Annotated in this window: 16 protein-coding genes; 10 read left to right on the top strand and 6 right to left on the bottom strand. The window is 45.6% G+C overall.

Features of this window, described 5'->3' with window-relative positions:
- The first annotated feature begins 254 nt into the window (after positions 1-254).
- Positions 255-668, top strand: coding sequence for a hypothetical protein (locus tag LZZ85_RS27570; protein ID WP_237877225.1), 414 nt, complete (start codon positions 255-257; stop codon positions 666-668).
- On the opposite strand, the gene LZZ85_RS27575 is transcribed toward LZZ85_RS27570, so the two are convergent.
- On the bottom strand, positions 669-1,439 hold the full coding sequence (locus LZZ85_RS27575) for an ABC transporter permease (RefSeq protein ID WP_237877227.1): 771 nt from the start codon (positions 1,437-1,439) through the stop codon (positions 669-671).
- Positions 1,436-2,353: an ABC transporter ATP-binding protein gene (locus LZZ85_RS27580; RefSeq protein ID WP_237877229.1), complete on the bottom strand. Its 918-nt coding sequence runs from the start codon at positions 2,351-2,353 to the stop codon at positions 1,436-1,438. Before LZZ85_RS27580 ends, LZZ85_RS27575 begins: the two co-directional genes overlap by 4 nt.
- Before the next feature lie 403 nt (positions 2,354-2,756).
- On the opposite strand from LZZ85_RS27580, the gene LZZ85_RS27585 reads away from it, so the two are divergent.
- From LZZ85_RS27585 to sucD, 4 genes are all read left to right on the top strand, one after another.
- Positions 2,757-5,102 (top strand): NADP-dependent malic enzyme, encoded by a 2,346-nt coding sequence (locus LZZ85_RS27585; protein ID WP_237877231.1) that lies wholly within the window; start codon positions 2,757-2,759, stop codon positions 5,100-5,102.
- 179 nt (positions 5,103-5,281) lie between these two features.
- A complete protein-coding gene (locus LZZ85_RS27590) occupies positions 5,282-6,019 on the top strand; it encodes an MlaE family ABC transporter permease (protein ID WP_237877233.1) in 738 nt (245 codons plus the stop codon).
- Between the two features lie 164 nt (positions 6,020-6,183).
- Positions 6,184-6,993, top strand: coding sequence for an ABC transporter ATP-binding protein (locus LZZ85_RS27595; protein ID WP_237877235.1), 810 nt, complete (start codon positions 6,184-6,186; stop codon positions 6,991-6,993).
- Between the two features lie 191 nt (positions 6,994-7,184).
- Positions 7,185-8,060, top strand: coding sequence for a succinate--CoA ligase subunit alpha (sucD, locus tag LZZ85_RS27600; RefSeq protein WP_237877237.1), 876 nt, complete (start codon positions 7,185-7,187; stop codon positions 8,058-8,060).
- Between the two features lie 175 nt (positions 8,061-8,235).
- On the opposite strand, the gene LZZ85_RS27605 is transcribed toward sucD, so the two are convergent.
- Positions 8,236-8,958 (bottom strand): proline and serine-rich protein 1 family protein, encoded by a 723-nt coding sequence (locus LZZ85_RS27605; protein ID WP_237877239.1) that lies wholly within the window; start codon positions 8,956-8,958, stop codon positions 8,236-8,238.
- A 506-nt stretch (positions 8,959-9,464) separates the two neighbouring features.
- Between LZZ85_RS27605 and LZZ85_RS27610 the strand changes: the two genes are divergently transcribed.
- The 3 genes from LZZ85_RS27610 (at position 9,465) to LZZ85_RS27620 (ending at position 17,528) form a co-directional block, all read left to right on the top strand.
- The gene (locus LZZ85_RS27610; protein WP_237877241.1) at positions 9,465-15,623 is read left to right on the top strand and encodes an alpha-2-macroglobulin family protein; all 6,159 of its coding nucleotides are present in this window, start codon (positions 9,465-9,467) and stop codon (positions 15,621-15,623) included.
- 187 nt (positions 15,624-15,810) lie between these two features.
- Positions 15,811-16,446 carry a hypothetical protein gene (locus LZZ85_RS27615; RefSeq protein WP_237877243.1) on the top strand — a complete coding sequence of 212 codons (636 nt, stop codon included), beginning with the start codon at positions 15,811-15,813 and terminating at the stop codon, positions 16,444-16,446.
- Positions 16,447-16,466: 20 nt separating this feature from the next.
- Positions 16,467-17,528: an NAD(P)/FAD-dependent oxidoreductase gene (locus tag LZZ85_RS27620; protein ID WP_237877245.1), complete on the top strand. Its 1,062-nt coding sequence runs from the start codon at positions 16,467-16,469 to the stop codon at positions 17,526-17,528.
- Between the two features lie 164 nt (positions 17,529-17,692).
- On the opposite strand, the gene LZZ85_RS27625 is transcribed toward LZZ85_RS27620, so the two are convergent.
- Positions 17,693-18,493 (bottom strand): zinc-dependent peptidase, encoded by an 801-nt coding sequence (locus LZZ85_RS27625; RefSeq protein WP_237877248.1) that lies wholly within the window; start codon positions 18,491-18,493, stop codon positions 17,693-17,695.
- 343 nt (positions 18,494-18,836) lie between these two features.
- Between LZZ85_RS27625 and aspS the strand changes: the two genes are divergently transcribed.
- Positions 18,837-20,663 (top strand): aspartate--tRNA ligase, encoded by a 1,827-nt coding sequence (aspS, locus tag LZZ85_RS27630; protein WP_237877250.1) that lies wholly within the window; start codon positions 18,837-18,839, stop codon positions 20,661-20,663.
- Positions 20,664-20,807: 144 nt separating this feature from the next.
- Here aspS and LZZ85_RS27635 read toward each other — a convergent pair whose 3' ends face one another.
- Entirely contained in the window at positions 20,808-21,689 is an 882-nt protein-coding gene (locus LZZ85_RS27635) for a class I SAM-dependent methyltransferase (protein WP_237877252.1), read from the bottom strand.
- 2 nt (positions 21,690-21,691) lie between these two features.
- A complete protein-coding gene (locus LZZ85_RS27640) occupies positions 21,692-22,756 on the bottom strand; it encodes a glycosyltransferase family 4 protein (RefSeq protein WP_237877254.1) in 1,065 nt (354 codons plus the stop codon).
- A gap of 320 nt (positions 22,757-23,076) precedes the next feature.
- Here LZZ85_RS27640 and LZZ85_RS27645 point away from each other — a divergent pair, with 320 nt between their 5' ends.
- Positions 23,077-24,138, top strand: a complete 1,062-nt coding sequence (locus LZZ85_RS27645; RefSeq protein WP_237877256.1) for a glycosyltransferase family 4 protein — start codon at positions 23,077-23,079, stop codon at positions 24,136-24,138.
- Positions 24,139-24,144 lie beyond the last annotated feature (6 nt).

Consider the following 24,144-nt stretch of genomic DNA (forward strand, 5'->3'; position numbering starts at 1 on the left):
GGAGATACGCAAAGGACGCTAAGATACCTTCGCGCCCTTCGCGTGTCCTTGGCGCTCTTGGCGATACTCCTGCGCCAGTTCTCCGCTTTGCCTCCCCGGAAAGACCCCGGTTCTCCTCTGTTCCCCCTCAGAATCCGAGAAGGCAATGAGGAGGAATCGAGAAGGAACACGCCAACAATCCAGGACGAACAGGCATCCACGTCTTTACATGCAGCGTTTTTTTAATCTTAACTGTCAACACCCGAAAATAGCTTATGCGTTTACGGTTCCCGGCTTTATGTGTTGGATTGGCTTTGCTGCTCGTTGCCTGCAGCAAGGATGAGGCCGGGTCTTACAAAGAACCGTCGGTCGTACGCCTGAACGCCCGCATCCCTTTGAGCACCTATGACACCGCTACTGTCAGCTTTGATGAAGTGGTATCCGACAGCCGCTGCCCCGCTAATTCCCTGTGCTCCTGGGCTGGCATCGCCATCGCCCGCTTTACGCTCCGCGCAGGACAGAAAGAGCTTCCCTTTATGCTCTCCATTATGCCCGGATATCCAAAACAGGATACTATCATTAACGGTTATGTGATCGAACTGTCTGACCTGCAACCTTATCCCGGAATGGCAGGCAGCGACAAAAAGGCTCCCGTTCAGGCTGAACTCCGGATTTTCAGGCTTCGCTGATCACCCCCTTTCCTTCCGGAACCGCAGATCAAGAAAACCCAGCACCGTGAACAGCACGAAACATAAGAGCGAATAGATCTCGTGGTTTTCGAGGAACCTGCCGCTTACCGTACTCGTTTTGGCATAACTTAAAAACGCAAAAGCATACGGCACCTTATCGATATGCTCCCACGACATCAACGTCATGGATGCCACCAGCATCGCCAGGCCGATCGCGATCGGCACAATGAAATTGCGGAACCGTAAACTAAGCCAGTACTGTATGGAAACGATCGCAAGCAGGGAGATAAAGGATTTCACCGTTCTTCTTATAAGATTCCCCCACCCTACCTCCGTCTCAAGAAAACTGAACTTCGGATGAAAAACATCCGTCAGCACTCCGGCCAGCAACAGAAATACATTGAACATGATCAGCAGGAAGATCACCATCGCCAGGATCCCGGTATACTTCGAAAAGAAAATATTACCCGTTGAAAGGGGCGAAGCAAATACCTGCTTCCAGGTGTTATTCTTATACTCCACCTGCACGATCAGGCTGCAGGTCAGGATCACGAACATCGGTAGCAGTATGATCGAGAAGCCCTGCCAGCCCTCCTGGAAATGAACCCTCCAGGCATTGGCCGCCATGCGATCATAATTACGCTCCGGCTTCAGATTATAGATCAGGAAATAAATGAACGGGATGAACGCAGATCCGATCAGGCACATCCAGAATGCCGCACCGCGACGGTTTTTAATGATCTCCGCCCTGGTTGCAATAACAAGACTCATATATTATCACTTGTGATTTCAATAAATAATTGTTCAAGATCGCTCTGCTTCGGATGAAGCGCATATACGTCAATTCCTTCCCTGACTAGCAGCTGATTGATCACGGCCGTTTCCTGTTTCCCTTCGTACGGCAGCATGATCAATGATTCTGTTTGCTGTGCATTATACTGCCGGGAAAGAATTTCCAAAGCCCTGCGGTTATCACTTGTTTCAATTTCCAGCAGGCTCTGCCTTGTTTTCATCTGCTGCAACTCCTGCAATGGACCCTGAAAAAGCATTCGCCCCTTGTGGATGATGCCCACATGCGTAGCCATCTTTTCGATCTCGATCAAAATATGGCTTGATACGATCACGGTTGTCCCATGCTCACTGTTCAATTTCCTGATCAGCTCCCTCATCTCAATGATCCCATTCGGATCAAGACCATTTGTCGGTTCATCGAGGATCAGTAATTCCGGCTGATGCAGCAATGCGATCGCAATTGACAAACGCTGACGCATACCGAGCGAGAATTGCTTCGCCCGCTTTTTACCCGTGGATTCCAGCCCTACCAGTTTCAGGACCTCATCGATCCTTGCTTTTGATACATTATATACCAACCGGTAGATCTCCAGGTTTTCCCTTGCCGTAAGATGCAGGTACAATGAGGGCTGCTCAATAAGCGAACCCAATCGCTTAAGTATCTCGATCCGGTGCGACCCGAATGGTTGCCCGAACACTTCCAGCTGTCCCTCCTGATTTTTAAGCAAACCCAGCAACAACCTTAATGTAGTGGTCTTACCGGCGCCATTTGGCCCCAGAAAACCATAGATGCTTCCGGCGGGCACTTCCAGGTTTACATTATCCAGCGTTTTAACGCCATTCCGGAAAGAGTAATTCAGATGGGATGTTTTGACAATTGTACCCGTACGCATAAGTTGGTTATTCGAATGAAATTCCTTAAAAGAAATGAGTCGTGGCTGGGAAATTATATGGCCGGTGGAGATCGGCGGCTGATATGATGAAATTGGCAGGCAGAATGTAGTTCAACGCCCCGCAGCGCCCCTCACCAACCCGGGCGTAGCAGTAACGCCGAAGACGCAATGATACCGCCAAGCCGCAACGAAATCAATTTTAACTGCATCAACCGTTGTGAACTTAGCGGTTCCATGCGCTCTGTCCGTTACTCTCCAAGCCTTTCGGGATCACTCCCCACGCAAAAAAATCATTCGAATTTTAATTTTGTACCTTGCACCCCGTTCCTGTCCCGGAATCAACACTAAACGATCCATCCATACTCCGGGATGCAGAACAGGCGCGGCTTTATAACAATAAACTATGCAAAAAGACTTACGAAAACAACAGGCCCTCGAGTATCATGCGAAAGGAAGGCCAGGAAAAATAGAAGTAGTCCCCACAAAAGAAACCAAAACCCAACGAGATCTCTCACTCGCTTACTCTCCCGGAGTAGCAGAACCCTGCAAAGAAATTGCTGCCGATAAAGAGAATGTTTATAAATATACAGCGAAAGGAAACCTGGTTGCTGTGATCAGCAATGGCACTGCCGTGCTGGGGCTTGGTGATATCGGCCCTGAAGCCGGAAAACCGGTGATGGAAGGAAAAGGCGTTCTCTTCAAGATCTTCGCTGATATTGATGTATTCGATATAGAAATAGACGAAAAAGACCCCGAGAAATTCGTTCAGATCGTAAAGGCGCTGCAGCCGACTTTTGGAGGCATTAACCTGGAAGATATCAAAGCACCCGAATGCTTTTATATTGAACAGGAGCTGAAAAAGCAACTCAGCATCCCGGTGATGCACGATGATCAGCATGGTACGGCGATCATCAGCGCGGCAGCTCTCCTGAATGCGCTGGAGATCCAGAAGAAAAAGATCGATAGGGTCAGATATGTGGTGAACGGAGCAGGTGCAGCCGCAATGGCCTGCGTTCAACTGTATGTTGGCCTCGGTGCGAAACCGGAGAACTTTATCATGTTCGACCGTAAAGGTGCGCTGCACAAAGACCGGGAAGACATGGATGACCTGAAGCGCCAGTTTGCCAATGGCAAACCGGGCATGACACTGGATGATGCAATGAAAGACGCAGACGTCTTCATCGGTCTGAGCGCGGGTAATACCGTTACTTCTTCCATGGTGAAATCGATGGCTAAAAACCCGATCGTTTTCGCAATGGCCAACCCCGATCCCGAGATCAGCTGGGAAGATGCAACCGCTGCACGCAAAGACATCATTATGGCAACCGGCCGTAGTGATTATCCCAACCAGGTCAATAACGTACTGGGATTCCCCTATATCTTCCGTGGTGCACTGGATGTACGCGCTACAAGCATTAACGAGGAAATGAAACTGGCGGCTGTCCGCGCGCTGGCAGAAATGGCAAAAACACCGGTTCCGGACATCGTGAACCTGGCCTATAATGAAAAGAACATCGCCTTTGGCCCCAACTATATCATTCCAAAACCGCTCGATCCACGTCTTCTGTCAACAGTCTCCCCGGCTGTAGCGAAAGCCGCGATCGAAAGCGGCGTGGCAAAATACCCGATCCTTGATTGGGAAGCTTATGTGGCCGACCTTGAAACACGCCTCGGACAGGGCAACCAGGTAATGCGCGTTGTTGGCAACAAAGCCCGCACCGAGCCGAAACGTATCGTGTTTGCTGAGGCCGATAATGTGAAGATCCTTAAAGCGGCACAGATCGTGTTCGATGAAGGGATCGGTTATCCGATCCTTCTGGGGAATGAAGAAAAGATCCGGGCAATTGCCGCACAGAATAAGATAGATCTCGAAAGCCTGCCTATACTGGATCCGCGCAGCGAAGACACCAAGGAAAAAAGGGTTCAGTACGCTGAAATATTCTTCGAAAAAAGAAACCGCAGAGGATTCAACGTGCATGAGGCAAAGAAGATCATGCGCGACAGGAACTATTTCGGATGTATGATGGTGGAATGCGGCGATGCCGATGCAATGATCTCCGGCCTTACCAAAAATTATCCTGACACGATCCGGCCTGCACTGCAGATCATCGGAACGGAAGAAGGGGTGAACAAAATTGCGGGCATGTATCTCATGCTGACCAAAAAAGGGCCGCTTTTTCTGGCAGATACAACAGTCAATTTCAACCCCACGGCAGAAGAACTGGCAGAGATCACGCTGCTGGTAGCAAAAGAAGTGAGACATTTTAATATGATCCCACGCATCGCGATGCTGAGCTATTCCAACTTTGGCAGCAGCAATTCCCCTGAAGCAAGGCTGGTGGCGGAAGCAAGGAAGATCGTGAAAGGCAAAATGCCTTCGCTGATCGTGGATGGCGAGATCCAGGCAAATATGGCTTTCAATAAAGACCTGCTCAAAGAAAATTACCCGTTCTCCGAATTAGTGGGGCAGGATGTGAACACATTGGTGTTCCCCAACCTTGCCTCCGGTAACGTTACCTACAATATTCTGAAAGAATTAGGCGCTGCAGATGCCATTGGCCCTGTATTATTGGGTCTGAAAAAACCGGTACATGTATTGCAGTTGGGTAGCTCGGTACACAGCATCGTAAACATGGCGCTGATCGCCGTAGTGGATGCTCAGATCAAATGCAAAACATCTTCCACAGAGGAATTGGTAGCGAGATCAGGATGGTGGAAGAAGTTTAAGAAAGTGAGTAAGGATCTGTAAGCAGGGTTTAAAAGTTTAATAGTTTAAGTGATTAAAAGTTCCCGGATCTCACGGGTCTTACATTTTCCGCAAAGGCATTTGCGGGGGAAGCGGGATGATCCAGATCCCGGAAATTTTTAATCACTTAAACCTTAAGACATTTAAACTTTTTACCTATTAAACTTTAAAACTTTTCCCTCTTGTCTATCTTTAAAGACCTTGGCCGTTATCTCACAATGCTGAAAGGGATGTTTCAGCGGCCGGAAAACGCCAAAATGTACTGGAAAGAGTTTATGCGCCAGTGTTCGGATATTGGTATCGGTTCATTAGGGATCGTGTGTATCATTTCGATATTCATCGGTGCGGTATCTACTTTGCAAACGGCTTATCAGTTGGTAAGCCCGATCATCCCTCCTTCAACTATTGCACAGATCGTTCGTGATACGGTGATCCTTGAGTTTGCCCCAACGCTGACCTGTATCGTACTGGCAGGTGTGGTGGGCAGCAAGATCGCCAGTGAGCTGGGAAATATGCGCGTAAGCGAGCAGATCGATGCACTGGAGATCATGGGGATCAATACGAAATCTTACCTGGTTGCCCCAAAGATCCTGGCGGGATTACTGATGATCCCATTCCTGGTGATGCTTGCAATGGTGCTGGGCATCTGGGGAGGCCGCCTGGCCGGCAGTATGACGGGCATTCTGAATACAGATTTGTTCGACAAGGGATTGCGGCAGAGCTTTGTTCCGTATAATGTCTTTTTCGCTCTTGCAAAATCTTACACGTTTGCATTCATCATAGCCAGTGTGCCTGCATTCTACGGATACTATGTAGAGGGCGGCGCACTTGAGATCGGTAAAGCCAGTACCAAGGCGGTGGTAGTAAGCTGCATCCTGCTGTTATTTGCCGACTACATCCTTTCAGCACTTTTGCTGTAAGGATCTCGCATATTGGTTTAAAAGTTTTATTGTTAGGAGTCCCATAAGTTTCAGCGGTTCCAGAGGTTTGAGATATTTACTTCTATGAACAGAATGAACGTTCAAGCTTTTAAACATCGAAACTTTTGAATTTTTAAGCATAGAAACTTTTAAACGCTTCGCTCATGATTGAAATAAAAAACCTCAGGAAAAGCTTTGCAGACAAAACGGTCATCCAGGATGTCACTGCGACGATGAAAGCCGGCCAGTGCAACCTGATCATTGGTTCAAGCGGCAGCGGAAAGACGGTATTGATGAAATGTCTTGTTGGCCTTTTTCAGCCTGACAGCGGGCAGATCCTGTACGACGGGAAAGATTTTGTGACAATGACAGATGAGGACAGAAAAGATATCCGTAAAGAGATCGGGATGCTGTTCCAGGGCTCTGCCCTGTTTGACAGCCAGACCGTTGAGCAGAATGTGAAATTCCCCCTGGACATGTTCACCAAAGACTCCCATGCCGAAAAGCTTAAAAGGGTCAATGAGGTGCTCGAACGAGTAAAACTCGTGGATGCCAACAAAAAATTCCCTTCCGAGCTCAGCGGCGGTATGAAAAAGCGTGTTGCGCTGGCCCGTGCCATCGTACTGAACCCCAAATACCTGTTCTGTGACGAACCAAACTCCGGTCTGGACCCCCAAACCTCCCTCATCATTGACAAACTGATACAGGAGGTTACTACGGAGTACAATATCACGACTGTCATCAATACGCACGACATGAACAGCGTAATGGAGATCGGCAACTACATTCTTTATATGTACCAGGGTAACAAGGAATGGGAAGGAAGTAACAAAGAGATCATCTTCAGCAAAAATAAACGGCTGAATGAGTTCATTTTCGCCTCAGACTTCCTCCGCGATGCCAAAGAAATGCGGATGCTGGAGGAATCAGGGAAGATCCCGGAGGACAGGAATATGGACGATATGATCAAGTAAAATTTAAAAAATCAACGGTAAAACCGGTAGAAGTCGCCACCATGGCGGCTTTTACCGTTTTTCGAAGGGTTCTTTTTCGCTTTTTACTTTTGACTTCCGGCTTTCTCCCCTTGCGCCCTTTTTTTAATTTTTACTTTTGACTTTTGACTTTACTTTTGCCAAACTTTTTTACACCGAAAAATTAAATTTTCATGAGTGTCCTCGTAAATAAAAATTCCAAGATCCTGGTGCAGGGTTTTACCGGAACAGAAGGTACTTTCCACGCAACACAAATGATCGAGTATGGTACGCAGGTTGTGGGAGGTGTTACCCCTGGCAAAGGTGGATCAAGCCATCTTGACAGACCGGTTTTTAATACTGTAGCTGATTGTGTGAAAACAACCGGCGCTAATGTGAGCATCATCTTTGTTCCGCCTGCATTTGCGGCAGATGCGATCATGGAAGCTGCAGAAGCGGGTGTTGAGCTGGTCGTTTGTATCACAGAAGGCATTCCGGTGCAGGACATGGTGAAAGTAAAAAATTACCTGCAGGGTAAGAATACACGTCTGATCGGGCCTAACTGCCCTGGCGTTATCACTGCCGGCGAGTGTAAGGTTGGTATCATGCCGGGCTTTGTGTTCAAACAGGGCCGTATTGGTATAGTTTCAAAATCCGGTACGCTGACTTATGAAGCAGCTGACCAGGTAGCGAAAGCTGGTCTCGGTATCTCTACTGCGATCGGTATTGGTGGTGATCCGATCATCGGAACCCCAACCAAAGACGCTGTTGCGCTCCTGATGGCTGATCCTGAAACTGACGCGATCGTAATGATCGGTGAGATCGGTGGCGGTATGGAAGCAGAAGCGGCAAACTGGATCAAAGAAAATGGCAATAAAAAACCTGTGGTAGGATTTATCGCCGGTCAAACAGCTCCTCCCGGCCGTCGTATGGGCCACGCTGGTGCGATCGTTGGCGGCGCTGACGATACTGCTGCTGCAAAAATGAAGATCATGGAAGAGTGCGGTATTCACGTAGTAAGCAGCCCAGCTGATATTGGTAAGAAAATGGCGGAAGTTCTGAAGAAGTAACTTTTTTCTCTCAAATAATTAAAGCCCCGTCCTGATATGGAACGGGGCTTTTTTGATTGGCGTAGGAGTATCGCAAAGGACGCTAAGAAAACGCAGAGGGCGCTAAGGATCTCTTTGCGTTCATTGCGTTTCCTTAGCGTCCTTTGCGATACTCTACGCCAATCAAAACCAGGGACTATCTGTAATTCCGGATATACCGCTCAAGTTCACTTTTCGTTCTGTCAAAACTGAATACGCCATACACTACATCATAATTCCTTTTATCTACCGTTGAGCCATACGCCTGTTTCGCCAGCTCCAGCTTGTTGTTCTCAAAGCTGAACAGCAACAGTAACTCTTTCACCTGCGCAGCGCTGATCGAATTGTTGCGAACAACATTGATCGCAGATTTCAGCTTATTGCTTTCCAGCCATTCTTTATCAATTTGGTTCAGCACATTATCAAAATCACGGTCACTCATTCCCCTTGAATAGGCTTCATGACGGTCATAGTCGCCCCATTTCCCATCACGGTCAAAATCATAAGAACGGTCATCCTGCATGTACCCCTTTTTGATCTTCATCTCAGACATGCTGATGCGTCCATTACGTTCGATCGTTACAGTCAGGTGTGTATTGTTCTTTAAGGAAATGTCGGCATTGTATACCATCTCATACTTCCTTCCAAGTACATTAAAGACGCCGTTGTTCCTTTCGCGATAAACTTTAATGTTGTGAGAACCTCTTTCGAGCCCCTGTAACAGGATGCCGTTATCATTAGGTTCGAAACGTTTTCCGTCAAGCACCATAACGATCTTCGACTGATCAGCAGATCTCACCGTAAGGATCGTATTACTCTTTGCAGCAAAGACACCGATGCTGATGAACAAAGAAGCGAGGAGTGTAAAAATTGTTTTCATATACTTTCATTTATTGGTTGAATTCAAAATCGAATTCGTGTAAAATATTCCAAAGCATATGCCACCGGATCTTAAAACGATGCAAGAAAAAGTTAAGCCGATCTGATAACTTATGAAAGATAGAATCAGCAAGGGTTTGAGAGGATTGTTATTTAATGTTAATGGCATTGTTTATGCATGAAAGCCGGACAGATTTGTTAATGACTTTTGTTAATGAAAATAAAGATTTTGAACGCTATTAAACCTTATAGAAAATGCAATGTCTTAGCGCTCCTTTTTCTATTTGAGTGGTGTAAGGAGCAACGCAGAGGACGCGAAGGAACCGCGAAGGGCGCAATGGAATTAACCTTGATAACTGTATTTTCTTTGCGCTCTCTGCGATTCCTCCGCGTCCTCTGCGTGGCTCCTTACGCCACCCGATCCAAAAGATTTATGCAAAGCACCAGTAAACCGCATCATATCCCTGCACAAGATTCTCTAACTTGTACCCAAATTCATCTCTAACCATGAAGCGATCCAGTTTAGTAACCTTATTCGCCGCCTTATTCAGCCTGATTGCCATGAACTCTAATAGTCAGACACCCGTTAAAAACTATGATTCAGCCTGGAAAAAGGTTGAAGGTTTTGTTAATAAAAACCTCCCCGCTTCTGCACTAACAGAAGTGAAGAAGATCTACGAACTTGCTAAAAAAGAAAAGCAGGAAGCCCAGATGATCAAGTCACTTATTTACATGACAAGCCTGCAGGAAGAAACCCGTGAGAATAATACGCCCCTCTCCATTTCCGAGATCGAAAAAGAGATCCCTGGAACATCAGGCGCCACAAAGGCTTTACTCAATAGCCTGCTCGCAACAAAGTATTGGTCTTACTACCAGCAAAACCGCTGGCAGTTCTACAACCGTACACAAACAGAAAATTTCAAGAAAGAAGATATTGCAACATGGACTTCGGAAGACTTTCATAAAAAAACAGGTGCGCTTTATCTGAACTCGCTTGCAGATAAAAAGCTATTGCAGCAAACAAGTCTTGATCGCTACAACGCCATCATCATGAAAGGAAATATGCGTCACCTCCGTCCTACCCTTTATGATCTGCTCGCCTTCCAGGCACTGGGATATTTTGAGAATGATGAACGCGACGTGAACAAACCTGCTTATGCCTTTGAGATCAACCAGGCTTCGGCGTTTGATCCGGCATCGGATTTTATTCACCGGAAATTTGAAACAAATGACAGCACTTCGCTTCAACATAAAGCATTGCTGATCTACCAGGATCTGATCGCCTTTCACCTGAATGATAAAAAACATGATGCATTGATCGATGCTGATCTGCAACGATACCAGTTCGTCAGATCAAAATCCACGCACCCCGATAAAGACGAATATTATTTCAATGGCGTAAACCATATTGCGCACCAATATGAGAATATGCCGGCCGCATCACAAGCCTGGTATCTGGTTGCCCAATATTACAATGAACAGGGAAACCAGTATAAGCCATTTGCGGATACTACCTATCGCTTTCAAAAAGTAAAGGCAAAAGAGATTCTGCAAAAACTGGTGGCACAGAAAGATTCATCTGAAGGGAAAATCAATGCTACAAATCTGTTGAACGAGCTTAATCGCTCACATCTGCAATTTCATATCGAGCAGGTAAATCTTCCGGGCAAACCGCTTCGCTCACTGATCGAATACCGGAATCTTAGCAGTGTATACTTCCGCCTGGTAAAACAAACTGCAGCACTGAAAGCTGCGTCTGAAAAGTCTTATGAAGACAGCTACTGGAAAGCGATACTTACAGCTCCATCCATCAGGAGTTGGAAGCAGGCTCTTCCTGATACAAAAGACCTTCAGCAGCACAATGCAGAAGTCAAAGTTGATGCGCTGCCATCTGGAGAGTACTACCTGATCGCGTCTTCTGACGAAGGTTTTAAGAACAAATCAGCCGTTATTGTTGCCAGAAGCTTTTATGTATCATCCATCAGTTATATCAACTATAACATGGATTATTTTGTGCTGGACCGTGATAATGGTCAGCCTTTACGTAATGCAAGTGTACAGGTTTGGGAACAGGTTTACGATTATAATACGTACAAGTATTCCAAATCAAAAGGCGCGGTTTACAATACGGATGAAAATGGTTTCTTTCATATTGCACGTAAACAAAACACACAGGAGAACAGAAGGAACAGCAACTTTACTTATTCTTTAGAGATAAAAACAAAGGACGACTATCTTTTTATCGACCAGTACAAAACGGATTATTATTATTCGAATGCCCGGAATCCGGAAGAAAAAAGCCAGACAAATATTTTCATGTTTAAAGACCGCGGGATTTACCGGCCCGGCCAAACGATTTTCTTTAAGGGAATTGTTATATCAAGAAATGTAAGCAAAAAAGAGTCGGATATATTGTCCGGATATTCTACTACAGTTTATCTGCAAAACGCCAACGGAGAAAAAGTTGATTCCGTAAAAGTAAAAACAAATGAGTACGGTTCTTTCTCAGGGAAATTCCAATTGCCTTCCGGCGGAATGACAGGTTCATTCTCACTCGTTGTTGAAAGAAACTATGAACATTTCCGGGTGGAGGAATATAAGCGACCTAAATACTATGTGGAATATGAGCCGCTTAAAGGGACTTATCGCATAAATGACTCCATCGAAGTAACGGGTATTGCAAAAGCCTACGCGGGAAATAATATCGACGGCGCACAAGTGAAATACCGTGTAGTAAGACAGGTGAGGTATCTCTATCCCTGGTTATTCAAACGCTGGTGGTATCCGCCATCCGAGCCGATGGAGATCACCCATGGTGAAACAACGACTGATGCCGAAGGTAAATTCAAAGTGAAGTTCGCCGCCATCCCTGATCTGAAAGTGGATCCAAAACTGGATCCTGCGTTTGACTATGTTGTATATGCAGATATCACTGATATCAATGGTGAAACAAGAAGTGGCGAGAAAAGCGTATCGGTAAGCTATAAATCTTTACTGCTTGATGTGGATGTACCATCACGTATGCCCGCAGACAGCCTGAATAAGATCCGGATCCGTACAACAAACAATAACGGTGAATTCCAACCTGCGCTGGTGTCTGTAAAGATCTCGCGTCTCAAAGAAGAAAAGCGCCTGCTCCGAAACAGGCTTTGGGAAAGACCTGATCAATTCGTGTTTACAAAAGAAGAATACATTAAACTTTTCCCGAACGATCTGTATGATGATGAAAACGACCCGGCGAGCCGGGAAAAGGGTGAGCAGGTTTTGCAGAGGCAGGATTCGACAAAACAGGATAAGCCATTCAGCCTGGATGGTATGATCTCACAAGCAGGTTCATATATCATCGAAATTGCCACAAAGGATAAAGATGGCAGGGAGGTGAAAGATGTAAAGTATGTAACGCTTTATAATGAAAAAGCGTCAAAACCTGAGCAGCCGATCTATTTCGCGTCAACACAACCAACACCAGTTGAGCCGGGCAAAACGGCGGATATAGAGTTGAGCAGCACCGCCGACAACCTGTTCGTGATCCAGCAGATCAATAGATCATCTTCCTATCAAAGCACAGACAATCTTAAATATTCATTTCTGAAACTGGGTGATGAGAAAAAGAGGATCGGTTTTGAAACAACCGAAGCAGACCGTGGAGGCTTTGGTGTAAGCTGGGCATTTGTAAAACATAACCAGGTGTTCATCGACTATAAAAACATCATGGTTCCGTGGACAAACAAGGAGTTAAAAATAGAATATGAAACATACCGCGATAAAACGTTGCCGGGCAGCCAGGAGCAATGGAAAGTAAAGATTTCTGGTATGAAGAACGAAAAAGTAGCGGCAGAAATGCTGGCGGGAATGTATGATGCGTCGCTGGATCAATTTGCTTCAGAAGTATGGAGCTCACCATATATCTGGCCAACTTTCTCTGCCAACTGGACACAGTGGACTGGAAATACATTTACCAAAGTAGAATCACAACAGAAACCTGTTGTTGAAAATGCCTATGTAGCACTGATCAAGGACTATGACCGGCTTATATTTAACTCATTCGGCGATGAGATAGTCGTTGGATATAAGAATTACAGGAGGGGAAATGCCAAACAAGTGCTTAGATCTATGCCCAGTATGCAGTTAGAGTCTATGTCAGGCAGAGAGGTTGCGGCTGCCGCTCCTTCTCAATATGCCGGCGCAAACAATGATACAGTTCCAGTATTTGACGCCAACGATCCGTCCAAAGTGGTAAAGTATACTATCACTCAAACCAGTGAAATGTTTGTCCACGGTGAAGTTGTCAAAAAAAATGATGCTGCGGGTGACATCCAACCCCGCAAGAATTTTAACGAAACCGCCTTCTTCTTCCCCGATCTGAAGACTGACGAATCAGGCGCCATCGAATTCTCCTTCACCATGCCTGAAGCATTAACGAAGTGGAAATTCCAGGCGCTTGCGCATACGAAAGATCTTGCTTTCGGCTACAGCCAGAAAGAGATCATAACGCAAAAAGAACTGATGGTACAACCCAATGCTCCACGGTTCTTGCGTGAAGGCGATAAACTGGTGTTCAATGCAAAAGTGGTAAACCTTTCAGAAAAGGAATTAAATGGTAACGCAGAACTGCAACTGTTCAACGCAGCCAATAATCAGCCTGTAGATATCCTTTTCAATCTTACAGAAAAAAGCAAACCATTTAAAGTAGCTGCCGGTCAAAGCACGGTGTTATTCTTCCCGCTGAATATCCCTGCATCTTATACCGAGGCTCTCACCTGGAGAGTGGTCGCCAAAGCCGAAGGCTTCAGCGATGGTGAAGAGAACATGCTGCCTGTATTAAGTAACCGCATGCTGGTAACGGAAACGATGAGCCTGCCGATGCGCGGCAATGGAACAAAGAGTTTCTCGTTTGACAAACTCAAACAATCTGGCGGCAGCAATACGCTGCAGCAACATTCTTTGACTGTTGAATACACCTCCAACCCTGCATGGTATGCTGTACAGGCACTCCCCTACCTGATGGAATATCCATACGATTGTGCTGAGCAGACCTGGAACCGTTATTATGCAAACTCTCTTGCTACTTCCATCGCGAATGCCGCTCCTAAACTGAAGCAGGTATTTGAACAATGGAAAAATGCAGATACCGCTGCGTTACTGAGCAACCTGCAAAAGAACCAGGAACTGAAATCCATCCTGTTGGAAGAAACACCCTGGGTGCTGGAAGCAAAAACAGAAGCACAGCAAAAGAAAAACATCGCTCTCCTGTTTGATATGATGCGTATGAGCAGCGAGTTGAACAGCGCATATGAAAAACTGAAGCAATTGCAAAGCAGCAATGGTGGTTTTGTCTGGTTCAGCGGTGGCCCGGATGATCGCTATATGACACAATACATCGTAACCGGTATCGGTCATCTTCGCAAACTGAAAGGTATATCTGCTGCGCAGGATACTAAGTTGAACCAGATCCTGCAGAAGGCCATCCCTTATCTTGACCTGAAGATGAAGGAAGAGTATGACAACCTGCTGAAATATAAAACTGATCTGAAAACGTACGTGCCGGGCCATAGCGCGATCCAGTATTTCTATATGCGCAGTTTCTTCCCGGAATATAAAGTAGCGGTAGCTTCACAAACGGCCTACAAATATTTCAGAAGCCGTTTACCGCTGAGCTGGACGAATCAGAACAAATACATGCTGGGGATGCTGGCTCTCGCATTGCACCGCCTTGATGACAAAGCGACACCAGTTGCCATTCTTAAATCGCTGAAAGAAACGTCCATCAATAATGAAGAGCTGGGCATGTATTGGAAAGATGCCCGCCGCGGCTGGTGGTGGTATGAGTCTCCTATCGAAAGACAGGCCCTCCTGATCGAAGCGTTCAGCGAGATCACCAAAGACACGAAAGCTGTAGATGACCTGCGTACCTGGTTGCTGAAGAACAAACAGACCAATAAATGGGAATCTACCAAAGCAACAGCCGAAGCATGTTACGCACTGCTGTTGCAGGGTACCAACTGGGTGAATGAATCTCCTGTGATAAATATCACGCTCGGTAGTACAACGATCAGTTCTACGGATAACAAACTGGAGGCCGGTACAGGCTATTTCAGCAAAACAATTCCGCAGAAAGATATTAAACCAGCTATGGGTAATATCACGGTGAAGGTCTCGGGAGCAACTACTAATTCCGCACCATCCTGGGGTGGCGCGTACTGGCAGTATTTTGAGAACCTTGACAAGATCACGTCTGCTGAAACACCGCTGAAGCTACAGAAGAAATTATTTATTGAAACCAATGCTGATCGCGGACCGGTACTGACACCGGTAGCTGACGGTGCAAAACTAAAGATCGGCGATAAGATCAAAGTACGAATCGAATTACGTGTTGACCGTGATATGGAGTACGTCCACATGAAAGACATGCGTGCCTCTTCCCTCGAACCAGTGAACGTGTTGAGCAGTTATAAATGGCAGGATGGTCTCGGGTATTACGAAAGCACGAAAGATGCTGCCACGAATTTCTTCTTTGACAATCTGAAGAAAGGAACTTATGTGTTTGAATACTCCCTGTTTGTGACTCATTCGGGCAATTTCAGCAATGGAGTAACCACAATCCAGTCAATGTATGCGCCGGAGTTTAGCTCGCACAGCGAAGGAGTGAGGATTACGGTACAGTAAAAGCGGAAGAGGTTTTTTGTTTAAAAGTTGTTGTCTTTGTTAATGCACTCACAGGTGAATGCGACAACACTTCAGATGATTTTGTAACCTCAGAGCTTTTTAGCCTCAGGCATTCTATTTGAGAAATTATACCTTTTTAGGGTACCCAATAAGCCAATCGTTTCGTACGTTTGGCTTATTTTATTGTATGCTGATCCGTTTACTATTTGCCGCTAATGTTTTTCTTCTTGTTTCCTGCAGTGCGGGAAAACAAGTGAGCGGGGTTTATCATACACCAGGCGGCGAAGCACAACTTTCCCTGAAGGCTGACAGTAGTTTCGAATGGATCTATCCCGGCGATAAGGCGGTTGAAATTGGCACTTCGCGCACCAACCGGACTTTGCTATACTTCGCAGGCGGTAAATGGTCGATGGATAAGAGCCAGCTTGTGCTGATCCCGTCATCAGACGATGGTGCATTCAGTGGGCCAGTAGCTAATGATTCTATCAGCCGTTTCACTACGATCTCGTCCATTAATTTCTGGAATCGCTTCGGCGAACAGGTGAAGATCAGGGCGATCCGCATAGCGAAATCCCAGCTCAAACCTCATTTTGGCAATTCGCTTTATTTCTTTGCACAGGATTTCAAACGGAGTGATACACTGATCTTTTACCTGGAAGGATACCGTCCATTCACTTACCCCGGCTCTATACCGGGAACAATTGGTGATAATATTCATAAGGTCACTTTATACGAGCCATCCCAGGATGCCCAACAAACCATTATCCGGATAAAAGGGAAGCGATTGTATGCAAACCGCGAATATTATGTGAAGAAGAGCTGATCGCTGTATTTTTGCGGAATATGAACACAGACTTCCTTATCATCGGCCAGGGCGTTTGCGGAACCTTTCTTTCCTACTATCTGCAGAAAGAAGGCAGATCAGTGATCGTGATAGATGACGCAAAACCTGATAGCCCCTCACGTGTTGCCGCGGGAATCATTAACCCGGTCACAGGCCGTCGGCTTGTAACAGTATGGATGGTCGACGAGGTATTGCCTTATGCCTGGAAAGCCTATAGCGAACTTGGCACAGACCTGTCCGTTCAGGCCATTTCACAAAAGAATATCATCGATTTCTTCCCCAACCCGTTCATGCGTGATGGATTTCTGCAAAAGATAGAAACAGGTGACCAGTATGTTCATGCCTATCCGGAACAGAATCATTTCAACAAGTTTTTTCATTTCGAATTCGGCTGCGGAGAGATCAGGCCGGTTTATACGGCACATCTCGACAAGATCATTCCCGCATGGAGATCGGTGCTTTCCAACGCAGGCTATCTCCGCGAAGAACAGTTTGACATTTCTCAGCTGGAGATAGAACCGGATAAGATCCATTACAAAGGCATCACTGCTTCAAAGATCATTTTTTGCGATGGCGCGGCAAGTTTTGATAATCCTTACTTCAACCAATTGCCATTTGCACCTAATAAAGGAGAGGCATTGGTGGCCGAGATCCCTGGCCTGCCGGATCATAACATCTACAAAAAATCTCTGCTGCTCGTACCGCTTGCCGAAAAAGACATGTTCTGGATCGGCGCCAGCTATGTATGGAACTTCGATGATGCATCTCCGACGCAGGCATTCCGTGACAACACAGAGAACGCAATGAAGAACTGGTTAAAGGTCCCGTTCAGGATCGTCGAGCATCGCTCGGCATTAAGACCGGCAACTTTGGAAAGAAGGCCATTTGTTGGAACACATCCCCTTCATCCTTCCGTCGGCATATTGAATGGCATGGGAACAAAAGGCTGTTCGCTTGGGCCTTACTTCGCAAAGCAGTTAACGGATCATCTGGTGTATGATCTGCCCATTGCGAAAGATGCAGATGTGAAACGGTTTGAGAAAGTGTTGAGCAGGAAATAGGAAGAGAAAGTTCAACAGCTCCATGATTTAAAAGTTTTATAAACTCCTGGCAGCGTTTAAAAGAAGAAAGGTTACAAAGTCAAACTTCCGTAACCTTTCTTCTTATTATTTTATGTACATAGAGGGACCATGAAACTTTTAAATCATCAAAACTTAAACCCTCTTCACGCCGCCTTTACATCCTGACCAATGAGTTTCGCGCTCGTTCCGGGATCCTGGTTCAGCACCCTGCATAAGGCTTCATACAGGTCGGGCATATTTTCTTTCAATCCCTTTGGATGTTCAAAGAATGCTTCCACACTTACGGCCCAGAATTCATGCATATTACTGAAGGCATAACTGCGGAGGTAGCTTCTTTTTTTCGTGATCACGTCTGCAAGGATCTGCCCTGTACTGGTTGAGAACTTCTCGTAGTTCAACCTGAAGTGCATATCTGCACCATACTGCGCAAAGAAGTTATTATGCAATAGTGCGTGGGCCATTTCATGAACGGCAACGTTGATATTATCAGGTTTTTCCTTGTATGAATAACCATAAAGGAAATGTTTCCAGGAAAGATAGATCCCATCGGGCGCAACGTGTCCTATATACAACTCATTATCACTATCCATGTGATAAGCATCGGCCAGTATATAGATATCTTTGAAATAGGAAAGCTGGTAATTCTTCAAACCGAAGGTCACCTGTACAGCGGAAGAACTGACAAGGATCGCTGTATCATCATTTTTCTCGAGCCCGATAAAATGAAAACGCTTCTGATTTTTGAATTGATAGACCCTTGTAACAAATTTCCTTTTTGATGCAGCCGGCAGATCATTGAAGTAAGAGAATACACTACCAATAAGAAATGAATAATCATGGAAAGTAGCATCATCAACCTCCAACTCTTCAGCAGGTGCAACTGCGGAAGTGGTGGCAGGAACGCGCGCAAATAACTTATTCAGCTTTCGCAGGAATGATGACATAATAGCGTACGGGTTAATTCGTAAATGTAGTCCACGGACGTGTCAAATGCAAGCATTCAGCAGTTATTTCACGACCGTAAATCTACGACGCGACCGGCCATTGTGGCTTGCGCAGTCAGCCGGTACCCTTCCGGCAAAGGGATAACGGTGTTTAAGGGAGGAAGATTGCATGTTTGCGATTAGAATCTGTCTTATGTGGGATCGCTGACCGTTGTCCGTTGACCCTTGACTGAGCTTTTGACAGGCGGACGAACCTGTCGACGATCAACGGACAACGGTCAACGATTCCCGGACTTTCCTATCTTTGCGCCCAGTTTATTAACTAAGCGACACACCTTTATATATGTATAGATCAAACACCTGCGGTGAATTAAGATTGAGCGATGCATCCAAGCAAGTGACCCTGGCGGGTTGGGTGCAAACAGTACGGAAATTTGGAGCCATTACGTTTGTGGACCTGCGGGACCGGTATGGGATCACCCAGCTGTTGTTTGGGGAAGATTTAAATAAACAATTGGAAGAAAACCCATTAGGGAGAGAATTCGTGTTACAGGCAACAGGTACCGTGCAGGAAAGGACCAATAAAAACCCTCAGATCCCGACCGGAGATATCGAGATCATCATCACTTCTTTTAAAGTATTGAATAAATCGGCAGTGCCGCCATTTACCATCCAGGACGAAACAGATGGTGGTGACGACCTCCGCATGAAATACCGCTTTCTCGATCTGAGAAGAAATGCGGTGAAAAAAAACCTGGAATTGCGTTATTCCGTTAATCGCGCCGCACGTAACTACCTGCATTCGAACGGCTTCATAGATATTGAAACGCCATTCCTGATCAAAAGCACACCTGAGGGCGCGCGCGACTTCGTGGTACCTTCCCGGATGAACCCCGGCCAGTTTTATGCACTTCCGCAATCTCCTCAAACCTTTAAGCAGTTACTGATGGTGAGCGGCTATGACCGCTACTACCAGATCGTAAAATGCTTCCGGGATGAGGACCTGCGTGCAGACCGCCAGCCGGAATTTACACAGATCGACTGTGAAATGTGTTTCGTAGAACAAGAAGACATCCTTTCCATGTTTGAAGGAATGGTGAAATCGATCTTCAAAGAAGTGAAGAATATTGATTACACCGAAACTGTTCAACGCATGACCTGGGAAGATGCCATGTGGCAATATGGCAACGACAAACCAGATATCCGTTTTGGCATGAGTTTGCTGAACCTCAAAAAACCGTCTTCCGTTTATGTAAATAAAGAAGATCAGGCGGCACTGGTAAATGGTGCCGACTTCAAAGTATTTGATGAAGCGGAAACAGTTCTTGCGATCGCAGTGCCTGGCTGCAGCGAATACAGCCGCAAGCAAACGGATGAGCTGACTGAATGGGTCAAGCGTCCGCAGATCGGCATGAAAGGCCTTGTATTTATTAAAGCAAATACAGACGGAACATACAAGAGCAGCGTTGACAAATTTTATTCAGAAGAAAAACTGAAAGCAATTGCGGATGCGGCTGGCGCTCAGAAAGGAGACCTTGTATTGATCCTTGCCGGCAATGAAGAAAGAACGCGTAAAGCGATCAGTGAGCTCCGTCTTGAAATGGGCAAACGTCTTGGCCTTCGTAAAGACAACGAATATAAATTGCTTTGGGTGCTTGACTTCCCGTTATTCGAATATGATGAAGAAGGAAACCGCTGGGTAGCCCGTCACCATCCATTTACTTCTCCGAAGCCGTCGGATATTGATACTATGATCTCCAATAACCCTGCGATCAGCAATGCGGCAGAGTACCTTAAGCACCCATATGCAAACATCAAAGCAAATGCATATGACATGGTATTGAATGGAAACGAGATCGGCGGTGGCTCCATCCGGATCTATCAAAGAGAGTTGCAGGAAAAAATGTTTGAAGCACTGGGCATGGATAAGGAAGAACAACAGCACAAGTTCGGCTTCTTACTTGGCGCATTTGAATATGGCGCTCCTCCACACGGAGGTATCGCATTCGGCTTTGACCGCCTTTGCTCGATCCTTGGTGGCAGCGAAAGCATCCGTGACTTTATCGCATTCCCGAAGAACAATAGCGGACGGGATGTGATGATAGATGCACCGGCAACGATCGATCAGAAACAGTTTGATGAGTTGCAGATAAAGCTGGACCTGAAGTAAGACCGCAGACATTTACTATCAACGAACAGATTTTACCTGATTGAACATATGAAAAAAGACCTTCTGTTGAGAAGGTCTTTTTTCATATCCATACATATTCTAACTGTCTGCTGTTAAGAGACTGCCTGCAATCGGTGGTCTCTCTCAAAACAACCCAAATATCTTCCGCTCTTTTTTCTTCCTGATGATCAATCCAATTGAAGTGACCACATATTCATTGAGTTGAAGCTTCACGTGCACATCCTGTTTGTAAGGGAAAGTGTCTACCATGAAGTCTTCGGGAAGTCCGCCAAGGGAATAGTCAAGTTCTTCCACGAAATGCCCTTCTGCACGAAGCTCTTCGGCGAGCTTTTCAAGGTCACGCATACGGAAGATCACGGTATTTCCGGTATCGAGGGTTTTCTCATTGGAAGAAATATTGAACTCGGTTGTATGCACGGCCCAGCCACCGGGTTTGAGTGTATTCAGTTGATTCCTGAGAAAGTTCAGTCCTTCTTCAATGCCTCCAAGATGTTCGAAAGAACAGCTCGACCAGGTAAAATCGTAATCCTTCAGTGATGAGGGAATATCGTTCATGTCCACTGGCTGATAGCGTACATGTTTACGCAATGTGGCATCATCAACAATGTTTCGTTTATTGAGTGACTCAAGGCCGAAGCAAAGCTGATCACCATTCGTCCAACCCATTTCCGCCCCGGCTTCAGGGAATATATCCGTTGCAGTGATATCACAACCATATTTTGCCATGAGTGATGGCAATGGTTCGGATCCTACCGCGAACACAAGACCTTTTCTTCCTTTGGCAATGCAGCCTCTCTCCCATAGCGCCTGAAGAATGTATGTATACTCCCATTGCTTCCGGTGAAAACGTGGCGTTTCACAGATCTCTGCGCTCCAACGGTTATACCAGTCAAGCTGCCAGTCTTTTGCTTTGCATAATTCCGATCTCCTTCTTCCGGCATCAAATGTCAGAGAGGTATTCCACTCGCGTTGCTCTTCTATAGTTTCGACAGATTCGTTCCACATAGTTATAACAGGGTTTGATAGACTTCTATATATTTTTTTGTATTCTTTTGCCAATCGAAGATCTTACTACGATTGATCAGTGCTCCTGACATATTCTCACGTTGAAAACGTTGCATCCCTTCGTGAAAGGTTTTGCGCATGTTTTCTTTCTCGAAAGAATTGAAATAGAAAGCCAGATCACCGCCGATCTCAGGCAGTGATGTTCTGTTTGAAAGGAACAGCGGCTTTCCAAACTGCATTGCTTCAACAACAGGAAGGCCGAACCCTTCCGCAAGGGAGGGATGAACAAACGCAGAACAGTTTCTCAGGTACCATCCTTTTTCCGCTTCGGAAATGAGCCCTGGCAAATGAACCCTGTCATCTATGCCCATGGCAAGCGCTTCGCGGCGGATGGATTCCACATAATCCCCTTCATCCAATCGTCCCGCGACCACAAGATCCATCTCCGCATCTTTTACCAGCGACAACAACACGTGATAGTTCTTTTTCCTGTTAACGTATCCCATTCCAAACATAAACGGCCTGCTCGGCCGGAAAGAGCCCATTGGCACGCTCGATTCAAGCACCTTGTGTGTTCCGTTATGGATCACGTACACGGGCTTGTTGCCAACATCACAATGCTTCATCACATCCGACTTCGCAAATTCAGATATGCAAACGATCGCATCGCTCTTATCGATCAGGGCCTGCGTATGTGCCAGGCTCTTCTTCTGTTCTTTTAAGGGCTTTCCTTCATGCAAGGGGTTGAGATCATGTATCGTCAATACAACCTTTGTATTCGGATACTTTCTTTTATCAGGAAGGATCCTCCCGGATTGGAACGGAGCATGCCAGACCCTGCATTGATTAAGAAAAGGCCGATAGTATTTGTGCAATCGTCGTTCAACAATGTTGTGATGGTTATTTTGAAAAGCACCAGCTACAGATCTCGGAACATAGTGCCGTACTTTTATCTGATTACCATCAGTCAAATTTGCCTGCAAATGATTTCCAAGGTTCAGACAGTAATAGTATAAACCGGAATTGGGGTGACGCATCAGGTCACAGTCAAGTATTACCTCATTCATAAAAATAGCTTTTCGCTCGAAAGGGCAGCAAAGCTCATCATAATTCAAGCCACTTTCGTTTTAACAGAAGTTTTTTTTATTTTCTTTAGCAGATTTCAGGCGACGATTTAATCATCTCAACTATATAATACAGCATCTGAAATATATTTAAGCAACGATGCAACGACACATGTAAATAGGTTGTCAACCGCACAAATCCGTTCCTTTGAATTGCTTCATCATGACGCTGCTTCATCAAACGGTATGGATTTTGCATGGGGTATCGCTTACAACACTTTCAGCCGAACTCCTCCTTAATTTGTTCATCAACAATTTATTTTATGTTGCAACGAATCGTGTTCGATTGTGAAAGGATGAAGTATTATAACACAGGGCTATATCATTATAATCTGAATCTTGGACATCATCTGCAGTCACATTCAGACCCTAAACGCGAGCAGATCAATTTCTTCGCTCCATCCCAGGTACATGGGAAGTTTGGAGATGCAACTCAATATATTACCCAGCATTCATTACAGAAGTTCTACATGCCTGCACTGAAAGGCTTTGATATATTTCACTGTACTTATCAGAGTTCAGCCTATATTCCCCGTAGGAATAAGCGGATAAAAGTGGTGCTCACGATTCACGACCTTAATTTTATATATGAGAAAAAGAATGAATCGAAGAGAGCTAAATATCTTCGTCACCTTCAGGGTAACATAGATCGCGCAGATGCAATTGTCTGCATATCTGATTTTTGCAGGCAGGATGTACTGACATACTGTGACACTGGGATTAAACCGGTATATGTTATATATAATGGCACTAATTCTTTAAAAAGTCCTGAGCTGTACAGCCATTCGTACAAGCCAGAGCGTCCATTCGTTTTTTCTTTAGGCGTAATGTGCCCCAAAAAGAACTTTCATGTGTTACTGCCGTTACTACAGCAGAATAATGATCTTGAGCTGTTGATCGCAGGAAGACTTGATGATCCGAATTATCTCGATTTTGTTCAGAAATCAGCCCGGGATCTTCGCGTAGAAGACAACCTTCGCGTATTGGGAAATATTTCCGAGCCGGAGAAATCATGGTATTATCAGAATTGTTACGCATTTGCATTACCATCTATTGCTGAAGGTTTTGGATTACCTGTGACGGAGGCCATGTCTGCGGGTAAACCGGTTTTTCTTTCGAATATGACGGCACTTCCGGAGATTGGCAGCTCGGCGGCTTTTTATTTCAGCGACTTCAATGCGCTGCATGTACAAAAGGTATTCCGCCAGGGAATGGAGCAATACAGAACAGGTCAGATGGCTCCAATGATCCGTCAACGCAGCGAGCAGTTTTGCTGGACCAAAGCCGCTAAGGCTTATTTAAATGTATATAGATCACTTTATTAATAAATC

Origin of the sequence: Terrimonas ginsenosidimutans (assembly GCF_022012415.1) — a bacterium.
Classification (GTDB): Bacteria; Bacteroidota; Bacteroidia; order Chitinophagales; family Chitinophagaceae; genus Terrimonas_A; species Terrimonas_A ginsenosidimutans.